General features: G+C 38.4%; 15 protein-coding genes and 1 pseudogene. 4 read left to right on the forward strand and 12 right to left on the reverse strand.

Annotation, left to right across the window (positions count from 1 at the left end):
- The first annotated feature begins 22 nt into the window (after positions 1 to 22).
- Genes OCF96_RS00615 through OCF96_RS00625 form a run of 3 tightly spaced genes read left to right on the forward strand, consistent with a single transcriptional unit; the run spans position 23 to position 5,515 of the window.
- Positions 23 to 382, forward strand: a complete 360-nt coding sequence (locus tag OCF96_RS00615) for a PrgI family protein (protein WP_001097591.1) — start codon at positions 23 to 25, stop codon at positions 380 to 382.
- Complete coding sequence (locus tag OCF96_RS00620) at positions 333 to 2,690, forward strand: VirB4-like conjugal transfer ATPase, CD1110 family (RefSeq protein ID WP_247934187.1); 2,358 nt, start codon at positions 333 to 335, stop codon at positions 2,688 to 2,690. Before OCF96_RS00615 ends, OCF96_RS00620 begins: the two co-directional genes overlap by 50 nt.
- Positions 2,691 to 2,701: 11 nt before the next feature.
- The gene (locus OCF96_RS00625; RefSeq protein ID WP_261444654.1) at positions 2,702 to 5,515 is read left to right on the forward strand and encodes a phage tail tip lysozyme; all 2,814 of its coding nucleotides are present in this window, start codon (positions 2,702 to 2,704) and stop codon (positions 5,513 to 5,515) included.
- Positions 5,516 to 5,919: 404 nt separating this feature from the next.
- Here OCF96_RS00625 and OCF96_RS00630 read toward each other — a convergent pair whose 3' ends face one another.
- The 4 genes from OCF96_RS00630 to OCF96_RS00650 form a co-directional block, all read right to left on the reverse strand.
- Positions 5,920 to 7,137: a tyrosine-type recombinase/integrase gene (locus tag OCF96_RS00630; RefSeq protein WP_001291561.1), complete on the reverse strand. Its 1,218-nt coding sequence runs from the start codon at positions 7,135 to 7,137 to the stop codon at positions 5,920 to 5,922.
- An 81-nt stretch (positions 7,138 to 7,218) separates the two neighbouring features.
- Complete coding sequence (locus OCF96_RS00635) at positions 7,219 to 7,422, reverse strand: excisionase (RefSeq protein WP_000814511.1); 204 nt, start codon at positions 7,420 to 7,422, stop codon at positions 7,219 to 7,221.
- Positions 7,423 to 7,882: 460 nt separating this feature from the next.
- Positions 7,883 to 8,113, reverse strand: coding sequence for a helix-turn-helix domain-containing protein (locus tag OCF96_RS00645; RefSeq protein WP_000857133.1), 231 nt, complete (start codon positions 8,111 to 8,113; stop codon positions 7,883 to 7,885).
- Positions 8,110 to 8,532 (reverse strand): sigma-70 family RNA polymerase sigma factor, encoded by a 423-nt coding sequence (locus OCF96_RS00650; RefSeq protein WP_000804885.1) that lies wholly within the window; start codon positions 8,530 to 8,532, stop codon positions 8,110 to 8,112. Before OCF96_RS00650 ends, OCF96_RS00645 begins: the two co-directional genes overlap by 4 nt.
- Before the next feature lie 504 nt (positions 8,533 to 9,036).
- Between OCF96_RS00650 and OCF96_RS00655 the strand changes: the two genes are divergently transcribed.
- Positions 9,037 to 9,390, forward strand: a complete 354-nt coding sequence (locus OCF96_RS00655) for a helix-turn-helix transcriptional regulator (protein WP_001227347.1) — start codon at positions 9,037 to 9,039, stop codon at positions 9,388 to 9,390.
- Between the two features lie 59 nt (positions 9,391 to 9,449).
- Here the strand turns inward: OCF96_RS00655 and OCF96_RS00660 are convergent, their stop codons facing one another.
- The 8 genes and pseudogenes from OCF96_RS00660 to OCF96_RS00695 form a co-directional block, all read right to left on the reverse strand.
- Positions 9,450 to 9,617 (reverse strand): cysteine-rich KTR domain-containing protein, encoded by a 168-nt coding sequence (locus tag OCF96_RS00660; protein WP_000336323.1) that lies wholly within the window; start codon positions 9,615 to 9,617, stop codon positions 9,450 to 9,452.
- A 118-nt stretch (positions 9,618 to 9,735) separates the two neighbouring features.
- Positions 9,736 to 11,655 (reverse strand): tetracycline resistance ribosomal protection protein Tet(M), encoded by a 1,920-nt coding sequence (gene tet(M) / locus OCF96_RS00665; RefSeq protein WP_000691741.1) that lies wholly within the window; start codon positions 11,653 to 11,655, stop codon positions 9,736 to 9,738.
- A 15-nt stretch (positions 11,656 to 11,670) separates the two neighbouring features.
- A pseudogene (locus OCF96_RS10235) lies at positions 11,671 to 11,718 on the reverse strand (hypothetical protein); the annotation flags it as partial.
- 313 nt (positions 11,719 to 12,031) lie between these two features.
- Positions 12,032 to 12,967 (reverse strand): conjugal transfer protein, encoded by a 936-nt coding sequence (locus tag OCF96_RS00675; RefSeq protein ID WP_001224320.1) that lies wholly within the window; start codon positions 12,965 to 12,967, stop codon positions 12,032 to 12,034.
- The gene (locus OCF96_RS00680) at positions 12,964 to 13,965 is read right to left on the reverse strand and encodes a bifunctional lytic transglycosylase/C40 family peptidase (RefSeq protein ID WP_000769868.1); all 1,002 of its coding nucleotides are present in this window, start codon (positions 13,963 to 13,965) and stop codon (positions 12,964 to 12,966) included. Before OCF96_RS00680 ends, OCF96_RS00675 begins: the two co-directional genes overlap by 4 nt.
- On the reverse strand, positions 13,962 to 16,139 hold the full coding sequence (locus tag OCF96_RS00685; RefSeq protein WP_000804748.1) for a CD3337/EF1877 family mobilome membrane protein: 2,178 nt from the start codon (positions 16,137 to 16,139) through the stop codon (positions 13,962 to 13,964). The genes OCF96_RS00680 and OCF96_RS00685 overlap by 4 nt, the downstream gene beginning before the upstream one ends.
- 2 nt (positions 16,140 to 16,141) lie before the next feature.
- Positions 16,142 to 18,589 (reverse strand): conjugal transfer ATPase TcpF, encoded by a 2,448-nt coding sequence (tcpF, locus tag OCF96_RS00690; RefSeq protein ID WP_000331160.1) that lies wholly within the window; start codon positions 18,587 to 18,589, stop codon positions 16,142 to 16,144.
- Positions 18,573 to 18,965 carry a conjugal transfer protein gene (locus OCF96_RS00695; RefSeq protein ID WP_000723888.1) on the reverse strand — a complete coding sequence of 131 codons (393 nt, stop codon included), beginning with the start codon at positions 18,963 to 18,965 and terminating at the stop codon, positions 18,573 to 18,575. Before OCF96_RS00695 ends, tcpF begins: the two co-directional genes overlap by 17 nt.
- Between the last annotated feature and the right edge of the window lie 80 nt (positions 18,966 to 19,045).

Consider the following 19,045-nt stretch of genomic DNA (forward strand, 5'->3'; position numbering starts at 1 on the left):
AGCCTTTTTAGAAAGGAAAGTCATGAATACACGTGTCTTTAAAGACATCTCAAAATACCAACACAGGGCTTGGTTAGGTTTCACCACAAGACAAATCATCTTTGTTTTACCAGCCTTTATTGTCACAATTATTGTTTTGGGCTTGAATCTCTTTTTCTGGCAATTTGGAGATTGGTTTGTTTACGGTTTTGTGTTTGCTTTTACCATCCCCCTCATGCTTTTTGGAGTCTATAAACCCAATGATTTATATTTTGAACATTATTTGAAATACCGTCTTCATTTTGAATTAACGGTTCCCCTACGCACAATTACAGGAAAGAAAGGATCTGAACATGAAAAGAAAATCAAATACATTAAAGAAACAAAAAACTTCAATGACTAATAAAAAGGAAAAAGTTAAAGATAAAAAAGAGGAAGTGTTACCATCTACGGCTAATACTCTTTCCTATCAAGCCCTGTATCAAAATGGTCTGATGCAGGTGAAAGAAGATTATTTCTCACAAAGCTATTTACTTGGTGATGTCAATTACCAGACCGTTGGTTTGGAAGATAAGGGGGCAATCATTGAGAAGTATTCTGATTTGATTAACTCTTTAGACGACCAAACCAACTTCCAATTGACCATCTTTAATAAAAGATTGAATTTAGAAAAGTTTAGACAAAGTGTTTTGTATGAGGAAAAAGAAGATGGATATGATACCTATCGTAAAGAATTGAATCGGATGATGAATCAGAATTTAGACAGTGGTGAAAATAATTTTTCAGCTGTGAAACTGATTAGCTTTGGTAGAAAGGATTCTAATCCCAAACAAGCCTATCGTTCCTTGTCCCAAATAGGAGAATATTTCAAGAGTGGTTTCTCAGAAATTGATGCACGATTTGAATCCTTGGCTGGAGAAGAGCGTGTCAACTTGTTGGCCGATATGCTTAGAGGAGAACACCATCTTCCTTTTTCTTACCGTGATTTAACGAGATCTGGTCAGACAACTCGTCACTTCATAGCACCTAATCTCTTAGATTTCAAAAACAAGAATTACCTACAAATCAATGACCGCTTGTTGCAGATTGTCTATGTCAGAGACTACGGTATGGAGTTAGGAGATCAGTTTATCAGAGACCTCATGCAAGGAGATTTGGAATTGATTGTGAGCCTCCATGCTCAAAGTTCGACCAAGGCGGATGCCATGAAGAAACTACGAACAAAGAAGACCTTGATGGAATCCCAAAAGATTGGGGAACAACAAAAACTTGCTCGTACAGGTATCTATTTGGAAAAAGTAGGTCATGTATTAGAAAGCAATATCGATGAAGCTGAGGAACTCTTAAAAACCATGACAGAGACAGGAGATAAACTATTTCAAACAGTCTTCTTGATTGGTGTTTTTGGTCAGGATGAAGAAGAACTTAAACAAGCTCTAGACACGATTCAACAAGTGGCCGGCTCAAATGACCTAATGATTGATAAACTTCCATATATGCAAGAAGCAGCCTTTAATAGTTTGCTGCCATTTGGTTGTGATTTTTTAGAGGGAGTATCACGGAGTTTATTAACGTCCAATGTAGCAGTGAACTCACCTTGGACTTCAGTAGATTTACAAGACCGTAGTGGGAAATATTATGGTATCAATCAAATCTCAAGCAATATTATTACTATTGATCGCAGCCTATTAAATACACCGTCTGGTCTGATTTTAGGAACATCAGGAGCTGGGAAAGGGATGGCAACCAAGCATGAAATTATCACGACTAAAATCAAGGAATCTGGTGAAAATACTGAAATTATCATCGTGGATCCAGAAGCAGAATACAGTGTCATTGGACGGGCTTTTGGTGGAGAAATGATTGATATTGCGCCAGATTCCCAAACCTATCTCAATGTCCTTGACTTGTCTGAAGAAAATATGGATGAAGATCCTGTAAAGGTAAAATCAGAATTTCTTTTATCCTTTATCGGCAAGTTATTGGATAGAAAAATGGATGGAAGAGAAAAATCGATTATCGACCGAGTCACCAGACTCACCTATCAGTCATTTAAAGAGCCTTCTTTGGAAGAATGGGTCTTTGTCTTGAGCCAACAACCAGAAGAAGAAGCGCAGAATTTGGCACTTGATATGGAACTGTATGTCGAAGGTTCTCTTGATATTTTTTCTCATAAGACCAATATTCAGACAGGATCTAATTTCTTAATCTATAATGTTAAAAAGTTAGGAGACGAGCTGAAACAAATCGCTCTTATGGTAGTGTTTGATCAGATATGGAATCGTGTTGTTCGGAACCAAAAATTAGGGAAGAAGACCTGGATTTATTTTGATGAAATGCAGCTTCTCTTATTAGATAAATATGCCAGTGATTTCTTCTTTAAATTGTGGAGTCGTGTCAGAAAATATGGAGCTAGTCCGACTGGGATAACCCAAAATGTCGAAACCTTATTGTTAGATCCAAATGGTAGACGGATTATTGCAAATAGTGAATTTATGATTCTCCTCAAGCAAGCAAAAAATGACCGAGAAGAACTAGTTCAACTCTTAGGTTTGTCAAAAGAACTTGAAAAATACTTAGTCAATCCAGAAAAAGGGGCAGGACTAATAAAAGCTGGTTCAGTTGTCGTACCTTTTAAAAATAAGATTCCTCAAGGTACTCAATTGTTTGATATCATGAGTACGGATCCTGATAAAATGGCTTCTAATTAAGGGGAAGGTAAATGAAGGATAAAAGAGAAATCATACGTGCCCGAAAAGCATTTAGAAGAAGCCTAAAAGATGAGAAAAAATTCTTTAAAAAAGGAAAGAAGGAGGTGAGGAAACAGAAAAAAGATTCCGCTGTACTGGATGAAAAAGCATGGAAAAAAGAGATAAAGCAAAAGCTAGAGGAGATGAGAGAAGCTTCAAAGGCTAGAGTAAAACAAGCAAATGAAGACTACAATCATATTCTTCAAAATAGTCCTCCATCTCTTTTGAAACGGAAAGAATTAAGAGACAGACGATTACCACATGCTAGGAAACGATTGAAAATAGCCAAGAAGCAATTTAGAGAAGCCAAGGTAGAAGCAAAAGAAGAAAGAAAAGAGAGTCGTAAAGAAAGAAAAACCAATCAAAAATTTCTCTACGGTCAGGAATCGAAAGCAAAATCTAATTTTTTCTTTCAAGGGAAGAGTTTAGAAGAATTAAAAGCTAAGAAAGAAGTCAAGGCAGCAAAAGAGAATCTAAAATCGACTAAACAAGCCTATAAGTCCAAAAAAGTCAGTAGGAAAGCCAAAACTTTTCTTTATGTCCTTGGACGTGAAGGTGGAGAGTTAGCTTCAGAAAATGAAGATTTAGAAGGCTATCGCACGCTACAAGAGACCATTAGAAAAGGAAAACGTTACAGTCGCCTTTCTTATAACCTTGGAAAAGCTAGTGTCAAACCAGGACAAGCAACAGGTCGTTTTACCAAGAAAAGACTGACCAACACAAAAGAGCGATACCATCATTTTAAGGATGGAAAAGGATGGAAACTAGCGAAAGATAATCCAAGTTCCTTTAAAAATCGGTTTCGAAAATTAAAGAAACAAGGTCTTACAAGTGTCCGAAATATCTATCAAAAACTAAAAGCAGCCTTTTCCTTCTTTACATTTGCGGCTGGAAATCCTGTAACCTGGATAGTTGGAGGAATAGTCTTTCTTCTTTTACTTATGATGAGCTTCTTTTTAGGATTTTCATCTGCTAGTTTGATTCAACAAGATGAATTTGAATTAACAAAAGCTTATACCCACCTAACTTGGGAAGACGCAGAACATACTCGTACAAATGACAAAGGAATTACCTATTACACAAAAGTTGATGATGTGATGGGGTATATGAACTTTAAATTCCATGACTATGAGTTAAACAAACCAGTTCACTTATTTAGTTCCGAAACTTACAAGGATTATCTGTCTACTTTGTGGCATGATTTAAACGATGGGGATGATTTGAAATCCATGCAAGACCTTTATGAAACTCCTAAGTATAAACTATCGAAAGACGATCAAGAGGAAATGAAGGAACTAAAAGAAGAAGGTGTCTATGCTTCCATGCAGGAATTGGACAATCCGTTTGAGGGACAAAGCAACGAAGATAGTTTAACCATGACTTATCGTTATGGATACTATGATTTAGACGGAAAACCTACTCTTCAGGAGTACATTCTATTAGAAGCGAAGGCTCACCAAACGATTGTCGCACCAATGGATGGGATCGTATCACTAGATGGTGACAATATAATTCTCACTAATGGAAAAGGAGAGAATGAGAGTCGATTGACCTTGTATTCTATTCATAATGGCCGTGCGATTGAGGGTACAAGAGTCCTAACGGGTGATATTATTGGTGAAACATCAGACGATACAGGTTTGAAAGTTTCCTATCAAAAGTATAAGAACAAGAAAGAAAAATTGGTGTATGTCAATCCGCAATTTTATTTTCCCAAAGTCATTCAACTTCAGACAACTATCTTACCTGCCATTGGTCAGTTTGGTGGGGATGAGTTTGAACGAGCAAAACATATTTATGAGTTTTTGAAATCTCAAGGAGCAAGTCCCCAAGCTATTGCGGCTATTTTAGGAAATTGGTCGGTAGAATCTTCTATCAATCCTAAACGAGCTGAGGGAGATTATTTATCTCCTCCAGTTGGCACTACCGATTCCTCATGGGATGATGAAAACTGGTTAGCGATAGGAGGGCCAGCCATTTATGGTGGTGCTTATCCTAATATTCTTCATAGAGGTCTAGGTTTAGGGCAATGGACAGATACCGCAGATGGGTCAACACGTCATACAGCCTTGTTAAATTATGCACGCACCCAAAATAAGAAATGGTATGATTTAGACCTCCAACTTCATTTTATGCTTCATGGGGATAGTCCTTACTATCAAAGTTGGTTAAAGGATTTCTTTGGAAATACGGGCAGTGCAGCCAATTTGGCCCAACTCTTCCTTACCTATTGGGAGGGAAATTCTGGTGACAAACTACTAGAAAGACAAACCAGAGCAACGGAATGGTATTACCAAATTGAAAAAGGCTTTAGCCAAACAAATGGAGGACAGGCAAAGAGTGACCCGCAATCCCTTGAAGGGGTTCGTGGGGACTTGTATGATCATTCTGTTCCTGGTGGTGGAGATGGTATGGCCTATGCCTATGGACAATGTACATGGGGTGTTGCGGCTCGTATGAACCAGTTAGGATTAAAGCTAAAAGGTAGAAACGGAGAGAAGATTTCAATCATTAATACCATGGGAAATGGTCAAGACTGGGTTGCGACAGCTTCAAGTCTTGGTGGGGAAACGGGCTCTACACCAAGAGCAGGTGCTATTGTTTCTTTTGTAGGAGGTACACATGGTACACCAGCCAGCTATGGTCATGTGGCTTTTGTAGAGAAGGTCTATGATGATGGTTCTTTCCTTGTGTCTGAAACCAACTATGGGGGCAACCCTAACTATACCTTTAGAAAAATCTCTCAAGCAGATAGTGCCATCAGTTTTGCTTATACGACCAAATAGAAGAGTTTACACTTGAAATTGTAGCTATTTAAAGATACAATATGTCTATAAATGAGTGGTCGGCTCATGGTCAATCTGATAGTAATCTTGGACATAAGGGCCAAGCGGTGGCGGACACCAGAACAAAATCCGATAGCAATCTTGGACGTACGGGCCAAGCGGTGGCAGACACCAGAATAAACCGACTGATTAGGTGGCTTACAGGTTCAGTAAGTCATCTTTTTTATTTGAAACAAAGTATAAATTTCTAATTATCTTTTTATATTTTCTTAAATGCTCGTAAAGCCTTATTCTATGTGCTTTCGAGTATTTTTACTGTAGGAAGATACTTCACGTTTCTTTGCATATTTCCTCATGTCTTAGCTGTCAGAAGTGGTAAATAAGTAGTAAATTCATTTGTACTACTAAGCAACAAGACGCTCCTGTTGCTTCTCTTTATTCAAGCGTTTCATTTCTGCCATTGCAGAATCGAATGTTGCATGTGCGTAATAGTTCAGCGTCATGGCTATATTAGCATGTCCCATAATGTACTGTAATGCCTTTGGATTCATTCCTGCATTTGCATAGTTGGTACAGAATGTATGTCGCAAACTATGTGGAGTGATGTGTGGCAATTTATCCTCGTTATACTTATTGTATTTCTTAACAAGACCTTTCATCATGCCGTTGTAATCACTTGCCACTTTTGGATAGTTCTTTCTATTAAGAAAGAGGAAATCACTATATCCATCAATCTCAACACGCTTATCATTCTTTCGATTCGCTAACACTCGCTTAAATGCTTGATAGGCTTCTTCAACCATAGGAACTTGACGTTCGCCACTTTTGGTCTTTGGTGTTTCAATGTAGTACCCAATTTCAGTATCTCTCAATAGCTGATGGTCTATATTGACAAGACGATTCTCAAAATCTAAATCTGGAAGTGTCAAACCACCAAACTCTGAAATACGAAGACCTGTTTTTAAGAGTATCAGAATTTCATCATAATTTTTGCTGTAGGTTTTATCAGCTTTTGCAAAGGCTAACAGTTTTTCTTCCTGTTCTTCTGTTAGTACGGTCTTAGGGACAGTATCATCATCAAGAACTGCTTTCAGTTGAAAGTCAAATGGATTCTTCCGAACACAATCATCTTGTATAGCAATATAGAATGAAGCCTTTAAAGAACGTTTGTAGTTATTGATGGTTTGATAAGCATAACCATTTTCACTCATTCTAATAGCCCATTCTTTAGCGTCTGATGGCTTAATACTGTCAATACTTCTTACACCTAACTTGTCTTTCTTCAAAATATCCATAAGATATTTGCGTCCAGTTTCAGTGTTTTTTCTAACCTTTGGTCTTTGAGCGTTCTGTTTTGCGTAAAGCTGGCAGAGTGTCATTTTCTTTCCTACAACATCAATACCATCATGAATGTCTTTCTGTAACTCTGCGATTTTCTCTCTAAGTGAGATACAATCACGCTTTCCTGCTGGTACTCGGTCTGTAGCCACAAGTTTCCACGAGTAAACAAATTGCGGTTCTCCAAATGAATCTATATATTTGTATAAGTATCTTCCGTCTTTTCGTTGGCTCTCTCCAGTCTTTAAGATTCGACCTTTATTGTCACGTCTTTTTTCTGACATGGCATTTGCTCCTTTCCTTTATGGAAAGAGCCTTGATACGACTTAATACTATTTTATCATATACAAGACCCTTTGGCGACGCTAGATTGCGTCCAATGTATCTATAATTTTTTCAAATTGTTTTCGTTTAATCTGAATACGATTGCCATTCATAATCAGCCAATTTGCATTTTTATTTTCCTCTGCCAAGCGTCGTAGCTTGTTTTCGCCAATACGAAAATATTTTGACGCTTCTTCAATGGTTAGGGTATAACGTTCCCAAATAGGAATGTCAGTCTGCTTCATAAAATCCTCCTTTCCAAATCACTTATTTGGATTTCATAAAAGTTGTTTTACCAGCAATCGAACAGCTTTAGCAAAGCTCACGGGAGTTCCACCCCTGCATGGTTCTCATGTAGCCATACTCATTGCCTGCGACGGTTTTATCACGCTCGGACTATTGACTGTATGGGAGTATCATTATCACGATAAGAATGTCGTTGCAGGCAATCCTGCTAAAGATTGCTTCTCGGATCACTAACATGAATCGCTCGCTATCTTTATAAGATAGGTCATGGCGGTTAGTTCCGTTGGCTCTTTTCTTATCGAAACGTATTCGATTACTTTTATTCAGTTTTCAAAGAACAATGGCTCGTTAGCCTATCAAAACACATTGAAAGCTCAATATGCTTTGGTGGAATAACAAACCTCCCTGTTCGGGAAGCGTGGAATGGTTTAGCACGCTTCCACGAAAGGAGAGAGGATATTACTTAATTTCAAATGACAAAATCTTTGTAATCAGTCTGGTTTCCATTCTTCCACGTAAGACTTCATCAACGACCATACTTTGATTGCCATATTCATCTTTCATAAGTCGTAGGGAACGCTTCGTTATGTACCCTCTGTAATGATGTAGAATCTGGTTAATCGCTTCGGTATCGCCATCTGTTGCCTTTACAATGAGAGGAAAGGGAATCATAGGATATTGTGTTTTCATTCTTCAAATTCCTCCATAAACTTTTTAATTAAGGCTAGTCCACTGGTTCTATGCCGATAGACAGTAGAACGGTTCAATTTCAACAGGTCTGCAATTTCTGAATCGCTCATGTCCATAAAGTAAAACAGCAGTAGAATTTCACGTTTCTTGTCTGGCAACTCACGTAATGCTTCACTCAACAAATCATTTTCAACGCCTACTGATAACCCATTGAGTGTAAAAATCTGAAAGTCAGTTGAATAGTTATCTGTTGTCGCAAACTGGCTAACAAGATAATCGCCAACATCCGAAAAGGACACCTCACGCTTTGCAATCCTTGAAAGATAAAGCATATAATTCTTTCGCTCGTCTTCCATAGCACGTTTACAGATATAGTCAAACTGATTTTCTATTGTGGTCTGAAAAGAAGATGGTTTCATGTTTCTCACCCCCTTTCTGTCTAGGAAAGGAAGTGAGCCTTGCTCGTTTATCTCCTTTCACTCTTAGTCCCAATGTGAAAGGGGGATTTGTTGCATTACTGATAAATAAACTTTGTAAAAAAGTTCTGAATAGCCAAAAAAGCATATAAACAGATTTATTTCTCTGTTTACATGCTTCTGTTATTCTATCTATATGATTTATAAAACCACATTGGTGGACGTACTTATCTATTGCAGATAGACGACTTTTTTTGACAAGAACCCAATGTAAGGAAATTTATTGTATATGATGTACTTCATGGCGACGTTGACCTCCAACAAACCGCCATTTGGAAGTAATATACAATATTTTAACAGCGTAAATAGCACTACCATATAACGGTTTTTTTTATTGGCGTTTAGTAGTGCTTTTTATTAAATATAAACCTATAAACCATATAACACGTTTTTCTATACCTGTTTTTAATTCAGTAGGAACAATAAAATGTATAGAGGTGGTCTACTATGCGTAAAAAAGAAGATAAATATGATTTTAGAGCCTTTGGTTTAGCCATTAAAGAAGCTCGATTGAAACGAGGTTTAACTCGTGAACAAGTGGGAGCATTGATTGAAATTGACCCACGGTACTTAACTAATATTGAAAATAAAGGGCAACACCCCAGCATACAAGTTCTTTATGACCTTGTATCGTTACTTCATGTTTCCGTTGATGAATTTTTCTTACCTGCTAATAACTTGGTAAAAAGCACCCGACGATTACAGATAGAGAAATACATGGATAGCTTTACAGACAAAGAACTATCCTTAATGGAATCTTTAGCCAGCGGTATCAACGAAGCAAGAAACATCGAAGACTAATTAAAAGAATCCATACATAACGGAAAGAGCCGATAAAATGAGATTGTATTAATCTCATTTTATCGGCTCTGCGTCTTTGCGTCTGGCTCTGTAATCACAGTTACTTTGAACTGCTTTATTTCAATTAAATTTTCTTGTCTGCATTTCGGACAATAGAGGGGGAATTTTTTTAATTCAGTATCTTCCCTTATCTTTAATCGTGTTTTATTTCCACATACAGGACACAATATCCACTTGTAGTTTATAATAACTATCTCCTCCTTTACACTTTAATTCAAATCTTTATTAAAAAATATTTCATCTTATTTAACAAGAAACCATATTTATATAACAACATAAAATACACTAAGTTATTTTATTGAACATATATCGTACTTTATCTATCCGACTATTTGGACGACGGGGCTGGCAAACAGGTTCACCGGTAGTAACATGGTACCCTTTTAACTCTGTTAAACAAACACTACGTCCATTTGTAAAGAAAGTTAAATCACTACGATATTCTTGAATACACCGAGCAGGGATTTCTCCACTAAGAATGACCTCATTATTTTTCAATTGAGTGTCTACGATGTTCGCACAATATTTAGGAGCATCGTTGTATGCTCGTGAAAGATATTCCTGTGGCGCATAAATTTTAAAACTAAGATATGGCTCTAACAATTCTGTTCCAGCTTTTTTTAAGACTTGTTCCAATACAATAGGAGCAAGCATCCGAAAATCTGCTGGGGTACTAACAGGGCTATAGTATAAGCCATACTTAAAACAGATTTTACAGTCCGTCACATTCCAACCATACAATCCTTGTTCACAGCCATAGCGTATCCCCTCCATAACTGCATTTTGAAACGATTGATTTAAGTATCCAAGAGAAACCGAGCTCTCATACTGTACTCCGCTCCCTAATGGAAGCTGTGCTACAGATAGACCAATGGAAGCCCAGAAAGGATTCGGTGGAACTTCGATGTGAATGGTATACTCTGCTTTTTTTAACGGTCTTTCCATATAAATGACTGTAGGCTCTTTTATTTCTATCTCCACATGATACTTTTCTTGCAGCAGAGCACAAGTCACTTCCATTTGTACTTTCCCTAAGAAAGAAAGTATGATTTCATGTGTCGCAGAATCCACATAATATCGCAGAAGCGGGTCACTGTCGGAGATTTCTAAAAGTGCATCAAGTAACATTTCCCTTTGTTGAGGTTTGCTCGGTTCAACAGTCGTTTGCAGCAGAGGGAGGGGATTTTCAATTCTCTCTCTCTGTGGCAATAGCTTTGTATCTCCAAGAACACTATTTAACTTCAAAAACTCATTCTGCAAAATAACAATTTCCCCGGAATAAGCCTTATCGATTTTACATAATTCACCATTTATTGAAGTATACATTTCTGTAATTTTTATTTTTTCCTTTTCCGATATTCTAACCGAATCTCGCAAATGCAGTACGCCACTATAAAGACGTATATATGCAAGACGCTGTCTTTTTTCCGAATACTCAATTTTGAAAACTTTTCCGCAAAGTTCAGACTGACCTCGATGTGTTGATGAATAAAATTTATTAGTAATAACTTCTATAAGGTTATCAATCCCTATATTACTTTTTGCACTTCCATGATAAAGAGGGAACAGAGAACAATTCTGAAATCTTATGCTTTCCTCTTGTTCGAGTTCCAATGCTTCTAATGATTTACCGGACATATATTTCTCTAAAAGGTCATCGTTTCCCTCTATTACCGTATCCCATTGTTCAGATTCGGTAAAGTTCGTCACACACATATTAGGATACAGTTCTACCTTCTGTTTGATTACAATTTCGGCAGAAAGTTTCTCTTTAATATCCTGATAAACCGTTGATAAATCAATTCCATTTTGGTCAATCTTATTGATAAAAAAGATTGTGGGAATCCCCATTTTCCTAAGTGCATGAAATAATATACGAGTTTGTGCTTGTACGCCATCTTTTGCAGAAATCAGTAGAATTGCCCCATCTAAAACTGATAATGAACGATATACTTCTGCTAAGAAATCCATATGTCCTGGCGTGTCTATGATGTTCACCTTCGTATTTTCCCACTGAAAAGAGGTTATTCCTGTCTGAATTGTAATTCCTCTCTGACGTTCTAAAAGCGTATTATCCGTCCTCGTTGTACCTTTGTCCACGCTTCCTAATTCTGTAATCGCTCCACTGTTATATAATAAGCTTTCTGTTAAGGTAGTTTTTCCCGCATCAACATGAGCTAAAACTCCAATATTAATAATTTTCATGTGATTTTCCTCCATTCAAAAGCCCAAAAGGGCATAAAAATCCCAGTGATAAATACTCTTATCACTGGGATTTTTATGCATAACCATAGGCATACAAAGCATACAGATATTCTCCGGATACTTTAGAATCACATGATAAAGGTATTCTTAAACTGGGTACAAAAAACTAAGCCCTCCTAAAAAAGGACATCCAATTATTTGTTCCCACTATCAAATTGACAGTTTATTTAAGAATACCTTGCCGCATATTTATTAACTCCTTTTAAATAGATACTTAAATTATAGCACGTAAGAGCATATTTGTAAAGGAATCTCCAATTTTTTATCAAAGAGAGTACGTGATTACAAAATAGCTGTAATAATGTACCAATATTTGTTATTCTATAATCTTCCAATTACTCCCGTTCTTTTCAAGTACCAAATCAAATTGAGATACCTGCGTTGCTTTGGTCTGCTGGTCGATATACTCCACTGTCAGCGATACCGTGACTTGATTATCCTTACGATTGTGAATAGGATTTACCAGTTCTTGAAAGATGTACTCTTTTCCGATTGGTTTTAATATCCCGTCATTCACATAGTAGGAAAGTTCACTGGCTGTCGCTGTAGGATAGAGCTTGAAGAACGTCGTTAAAAACTCATTGATTTCATTGGTTGTAATGGAATCAACCGTCCCCTCACTTTCAATGGCTTTTGGTTTATAACTTGATTTCTTAGGTATGTTGGTAATGGTCGGATTCTTAACCAGTACCATATTTCCAGAACCATCTACATAGACACTCACTATATAAGCAGAGTGGACGGTCTTTGTATTTTCTCCCTCTGTAATGAGCTGGTCTACACTGTAGGTTACATTAAACTCATTGTCGCCAGTTGGCTCTACCGTCCATATCTGAAATCCTCTTACAGAAGACGATACAGGAATATCTTTGCGTACTGTATCAACATTGAGAGCTTGAAGTTCATCTGTCAGATAGCCTTTTAGACTTTCCATTCGATTATCAATGGACTTATCGGATTGCTCCCATGAATAGTAGACTTTCGCAAAGTTCTCTACAAAATTTTCTACATGATGAGTATCAACGTATTCCTTTTCTATGATAGTTGTTTCGTGAATAGTATGAGTATCTATAGCTGTAAAGTGCTTGAATATCGCAAAGCTGAAACTAAGCCCTAAAAGTACCCACAAGGCAATCACAACCTTTTTATGAGGATTGACCTTATAGTAGACACGAGGTTTCTTTTCCTTTGGTATCTGTTTTTCTTTATTCTGATTTTTTCTAAATTTCATCATTAAATCTTCCTTTCTCATTGTTTGATTCGTCCTGCTCCCACTAAATGCTGTTGCCAGTAGGGGCTTGTTAAGTCGGCATAACCGATTGGGTCGCCTGCATGAAACATACGGTTATTGCCAAGGTATATCCCAACATGAGTAATATAAGAGCCAGCGTTATAGGTAGAATGAAAGAAAACCAAATCGCCAGCTTGTGCTTCCGATAGTGGGATATGCTGGGTCACATCATATTGCTGTTGTGCGGTTCGTGGTAAGTTAATTCCAGCTTTTCCATACGTCCATTGTGTCAGTCCGCTACAATCAAAAGAAGTAGTCGGGGAAGCTCCACCGTAAACGTATCGCCAGCCCTCATATTTCAGTGCTTCGTCCATGATGGCTTGTACCGTATCATCATCAAACTCTGTTGTGACAAGATACTGCGTTACCAGTTGCACATAAAACATATTGCCATAGTTGTATCGCCAGCCCCCATTGATAGGTATGGCTATGGGATTGGGGTAAGACACTTTTTCGCCACCTGAATACTCTTTTGAGAAACTTTGAGCCAGTTCAAAGGTATATTTATTTCCACGATTAGCCACATACCCTAAGAAACCACCACCATAATTGTAGGACTGGATAACCGATTCTAAATCTACACTGAGCCTTTCGCTACTGGCTAATAATTCACTGAAATACTTCACACCTTGCTTAATGGATTCTTCTGTACTCAATGAATTAGGTGGAAGACCGAGGGATTCCGAGGACTGCATAACATCTTCCGCAGTACCGCCCGATTCCACCTGTATAATCGCAAGAAGTATGTTGACATATTCTTCAACGCCATATTCTTTGGCATATTTTTCTACCATAGGCTTATGAGCCAGCACTTCTGCGGAAACATTCACACCTCCATAATGAATATTGGAAATTCCGCTGTCCTGTTCATCTGAAAATAAAATGGCAACAAACAGAAGCAGTGAGAAGACCATCAAGAATAATCCAGAACCACCAATCACTAAAGTTTTCAACTTCATGGTTTCTTACCGACTTTCTTAATGGTGGCGGTTTTGATTGGTGGTCTACTTCTTGTATTTTGTAGTGGTACTCTTTGAACAGTAGACGGACGTTCTTTTGTGATTGGACGTTGTGAAGTTCTATCTGCTGTAGTGGTTGAAGTTGCTGGCTTTTGAACGGTTTTTTCTTGAACGGTATTGCCTTGGCGTTCCACTTTTGGACTTGAAAAATCGGACTTAACTGCTGGACGCTCTTGTTTGGCTTGTTGAGATTCCTTATATGAAGTCTGAATATTAGACTGTTTTGAGGTCTGTTCATCATGATATTGTTCTTGTCTTGTAGTCGGTCTTTCATGAACAGAAGAAGCAGGCTGTTTTTTCTGTTTGACCTGTTCCATTTCAGAGCGACGCTTCGCAATGGTTTTTCGCCTTTGTTCCTGCTGTTCCTTGCGTCCACTGGCTCTGTCCGCTTTGGTTTGAGAAATACTACTGGTTAAATCACGGACATTCTCTTTTACTTTGGATTTTCCTTGATATACTGCATATCTTGCATTGGTCGGCAAATCTTTAACCTGTTCTTTCAAACCACTAGCAGTGTCTACCATTCTGTCTTTAGTATCAGCTACTGTACCGATGGTTTGACCGATACGTTTTCCAAGTGTTGATTTTTCCTTTCCGTCTGGTCGGGAGTGATCTGCTTGTGTCCTTGCAGAACTCCCCGAACCCGACTGTCCTTTTTTACCTGTAACAATGGCAGACCCAGCCCCTAGAGTAGTCATGGAACGTCCAAGTTTCCGCTGTAGACGGTGCATGTGAGCGTGCATAAGCATACGAGGTTTTCTCATCACACGACTTCCCACACTTTGAGAATCGTTACTCTGTAGAGAAAACATACTCATTAAATCGCCCAGCTTGAAGTAGATTCCTGCAAAGGTCACAATCTGTAGAAAAGCAATCAAAAAGAACGGATAACCAGCCGATAAGGTATAGAGCATGGTTGAAATACTAAATGCTGTCGTAATAATCAATGTGATTCCAGCTCGTGTCAAAATGGTATTAAAGAGCTTTGTTATGGCTCGTTTTGACATACCATCAAATGATGGAATCATGCTTAAAATAAAGCTCACAGGCAGAAACATAGCATAGATGATAAAAAGTACCTGCGAGAAAATCATGATTCCTGTTAATAGGAATACAAATATGGAAATCCCAATATTGAAGACAAATAGGAAGAAGACTGTACCTAAACGGTTAATGGTCTTTGTAATGGTTAGATTGGTATTGCTTCTGTCTTCAATTTCTTCCGCAACAATTTTTTCTCTGTCTTCGCCATTGTTGGAATCTGGGCTGGTGGAGAGCAGGCTTTCCACACGGTCAATACCGATACTTTCAATGTCTGAACTGTTGTATTGAAGCAGTAGCCACGGTTGCTGAACCTGTATGGAAAACAGGCTATCTCTGATTAAGTCCACGCTGTCCTTGCCTTGACTATCGGAATGGGGCATGACAATCTTCGTGCCAAGTGATAAACTGGCATTACTGATGTCTGATGAAAAGTCATTGATTTTTTTAATGTAGTCGGGAGCGTAGGCAATAAAGGAAGCCGATAGGATAAACACCAGCACAAAATTCATAATGGCATGAATTGCCTTTGTGGTTTCTCTCTTTATCAGTCCCGTATAGGCAACATAAACCCCAAGAACCAAAATCAAGAGTAAGAGGAATCCAACATAGAAACCCTCTGTTGAAAATCCGTTTGCACTCACACCAGCTAAGGTCTGCATATTCTTACCAATGGAATCTGCTGTAGCGGAAATGAAGTCTAAGGAATAGGCTTCCTGTACTAAGTAACCTGTCGCATTGGAAACATACAAACTGATTGTCCAAATAAAATTGGTAATGGCATATAGTCCATACATGACCTGTTTTCCAATCCCGTCCGACCAGTTCCACGGAAGCCAGCCCCAGCTATTATCCACATAAAAATCCAGTTGATAGTTTTCAAGTGGGTATCGGCTGTATTCATTTGCCACATTGACCGTATCATCTACCAAGCCCGCAGCTTGAACCACCGTTCCCAGCATGGCTAAAAGAAAAATGGCAATCACAAGTGTGAAAGCCACTGTCATTGCCACTTTACCTAGACGTTTCAGCGTCCAGTTTGATTTTATTCTGTTTACTATTGATGGTTTCACATTTACACCTCTTTTCGCACAGGTGGTCTGGTATCAAAGGCATGGAGCAGTTCTTCAAATACAGGGTGGAACTGTATCACACCGACACGACCATATAAATCACTGATAAGGCATTGCCCGTTTTCCAAATCACGCAATCGCTTCTGATTGTTTTCGTCCTCTGGGTCTACACCAAAAAAGGCTAAGGTCTTTTTAATCTCGTTAAGGTCAGTGGAACGAAATGCAAATTTTAAGCCGAGGTTATTTTTCAGTTTTTCATCTAAGAGGTCGTCTGTATTTTGGGTCACGAAATATACCCCAGCGTTCATAGCACGACCAGCCCGAACCAGCTTCATAGATAGTGTTTTTCCTTGTGCTACCTGTAAAAAGCTCCATGCTTCGTCTAAATCTACAATCTTGAAAATGCTTCGGTCTGTATGGATAAAGTCTAAAGCAAAGGTACTAATGACAATCAGCATAGCAACGGATAAAAGCTCCATAGTGGTATATTCCTCAAAGGAAGTTTCCTTGTCGGGAAGTACCAAGTCCGCAACCTGTATAATGTTCAGTTGTTTTTCTAAGCTGATAGACTGCTCCACATAACCATTACTGAATAATAAATGTGCAAAGTCATAGTCTGTAAAACTTTCGATATGGTCGGCTATACTGGTACTTAGTGGCGTATTCTCAACCCGTAATTCCTCAATCACTTTCATCAACCCTCGTACTTCACTATTGGTTACTGCACGAATGGCTTTTCTAAGGATTGGGAAGCGTTCCCCATCACGAGAGGAAATCCCCGTAAGGAATGTCAGAATATCAATAGCCAGTGATTCAGAATCTTTGGGATTTTTCATAATCACATAAGGGTCAAGTAAGCCTTTGTTTTTCTCATCAGAAGTCAGAGTGACGATATTGATTTCATGGGAAATCTCTGGCAAGGTTTCTTTCCATCTGCCACGTTCTGCTTTTGGGTCTACAATCACTGCTTGTGCCCCATAAAGCACCGCATAATAGACGATAAGGTTATTCGCAAAGGATTTACCACCACCCAGCGAACCAACAAAAGCCGACGCTAACGCATTGGTTACTGAACCCTTAACCCCTTGACTGGCAAGAGCAGGTTTCAGATAGACATTGCGTCCAGTATCTAAGCTGTAGCCAACATAAATCCCCTCATTTTCCCCCAGCATTTGAGTAGCACCAAAACCTAAACCAGCGAGGAAATCAGAGGTCACGTATTGAATATAATCATTCATATAACGCTTGCTGGCAGGTAAAAATTCTTCATGTAAGCCGAGCATATCCCCAAATGGTCGTACCAGTTTTACGCTTAAATCGTCATAAAAATCTTTCACTTCATTACAACGACGTTTGAGTTCGTCAAGATCATTTGCTGATACCCTTACCACATAAGACAGCTTGTACATAGATTCCTTGCTTTGGTCTAAATTGGTTTCCAGCTCATTCACACTTTCCAGAGCTTCCGCCACATTGGAGCTGGTTTCATTATCACTTTGCCAAGCGTGGTTATCCAAGTCTTTCAGTTCTTTCTTTTTATTGCGGACAGTAGATAGGGCTTTACGATTCGCTACAATTTCCACATTCATTGACGTATCAATCGGGAATGTAAATTGCTGTTGCTGGTAGTAGAAGATTTCAGAGGACGGGAAGTCCAGTTCTCCGACAATGCTGTTAATGGTAAAGTAAGCTACATAGACGGTTTCATCTTCCTGCTGGATTTTCAAATATCGCTGTTTTTCTTCCACCAAACAGCGAGTAGGCTTAATCAAGTCATAGTATTTAATCAGCGTTTCATTATCCAGCTTTTTCTTTGATAGATGGTACTCATACTCTTCATAGGCAGTGCCTGTCTGTCCGTAAAGGTGTTCAATCAGATAGCCGAAGTCGTCCTTATCTAACCTGCGGATTTTGAAACGACGAGAGATTTTATTTTCTAAGAGCTTTTCCATCTTCTGAAAACGCAGAATTTCATCATTACTCATACTAACAAAATCGCCCATCAGCTTATGGTTCACATCATAGACAAAATCAGACAAAGCATTTTTTGCTTCAACGGTAAGACTTTTCATAGAAAACTCCTGATCGTTGAGAAGCAACTTAAAGCCGATAAAGAAACGGTAGTTCACTTGATTTTCGCCAATCATGGATATTAAAGCGTCTGTCTGTTGGTCGATTTTGTCATAGGCAACCGCTTTGAGCTTGCCAGTGACTTCATTTTTGGAACGCTCTTGTGCAGAACGTATGCTGGATTCTGTACTGATTTGTAAAGCATGAATTTTGCCATCACGATTTTGTGCGATAAGCTGTCTGAAAGAATCATGCACTTGTATTTTCTGTTCTGGACTTAGAAATGAGTAATTGTAAGGAACAAGCTCATAGTAAGCATAACATTCCCCGTCTTTATTCCAGACGAGATTGTTTTCAATGTATTTAATTGGATATGCCATAAAATTCACTCCTAACTGCTGTAATGGCTTCTTGTGGCTGGTTTCTGCCAAGCGTTACTTTTTTTCCTGCATAGGTCAGCTTTGGTCGCAGTGCATAAGCAATGACAGACTTCAAAAATCCATAAGGCTTTTTACCATCAAAAGTTTTTGTAGACATAAACCATGTGAAAGCCACAGGAATCCCAAAGTATTTGAGAAATGCTCCCTCTATCATGGAAAGAGGGGGCAAGTTGCCAAGTATCATCACTGCAAAGAGTGACACGACAAACCATGTCATTTGCGTAAAGGTTATGGGAAACGGAAGTCTAAAATCATTGATAGAATACAGTACCTTTTCCACAGACCAGATACTGGTATAGCTTCGTATTTTCTTCATGTAATCAATCCTTTCATAAAAAATAGGGGTAGCTGATTGAGCCACCCCGTAAAATAGAAAATCTGCCAGTAGTAATGTAC

The organism is Streptococcus mitis (assembly GCF_946190065.1).
GTDB lineage: Bacteria > Bacillota > Bacilli > Lactobacillales > Streptococcaceae > Streptococcus > Streptococcus mitis_DE.

Bases quoted from the DNA above. Each gene is read 5' to 3' on its own strand.
- OCF96_RS00615 (WP_001097591.1), top strand. From the start codon at position 23: ATGAATACACGTGTCTTTAAAGACATCTCAAAATACCAACACAGGGCT.
- OCF96_RS00695 (WP_000723888.1), bottom strand. From the start codon at position 18,965: ATGAAGAAAATACGAAGCTATACCAGTATCTGGTCTGTGGAAAAGGTA.
- OCF96_RS00630 (WP_001291561.1), bottom strand. From the start codon at position 7,137: ATGTCAGAAAAAAGACGTGACAATAAAGGTCGAATCTTAAAGACTGGA.
- OCF96_RS00635 (WP_000814511.1), bottom strand. From the start codon at position 7,422: ATGAAGCAGACTGACATTCCTATTTGGGAACGTTATACCCTAACCATT.
- OCF96_RS00645 (WP_000857133.1), bottom strand. From the start codon at position 8,113: ATGAAAACACAATATCCTATGATTCCCTTTCCTCTCATTGTAAAGGCA.
- OCF96_RS00620 (WP_247934187.1), top strand. From the start codon at position 333: ATGAAAAGAAAATCAAATACATTAAAGAAACAAAAAACTTCAATGACT.
- OCF96_RS00655 (WP_001227347.1), top strand. From the start codon at position 9,037: ATGCGTAAAAAAGAAGATAAATATGATTTTAGAGCCTTTGGTTTAGCC.
- OCF96_RS00680 (WP_000769868.1), bottom strand. From the start codon at position 13,965: ATGAAGTTGAAAACTTTAGTGATTGGTGGTTCTGGATTATTCTTGATG.
- tcpF (WP_000331160.1), bottom strand. From the start codon at position 18,589: ATGGCATATCCAATTAAATACATTGAAAACAATCTCGTCTGGAATAAA.
- OCF96_RS00650 (WP_000804885.1), bottom strand. From the start codon at position 8,532: ATGAAACCATCTTCTTTTCAGACCACAATAGAAAATCAGTTTGACTAT.
- OCF96_RS00675 (WP_001224320.1), bottom strand. From the start codon at position 12,967: ATGAGAAAGGAAGATTTAATGATGAAATTTAGAAAAAATCAGAATAAA.
- OCF96_RS00625 (WP_261444654.1), top strand. From the start codon at position 2,702: ATGAAGGATAAAAGAGAAATCATACGTGCCCGAAAAGCATTTAGAAGA.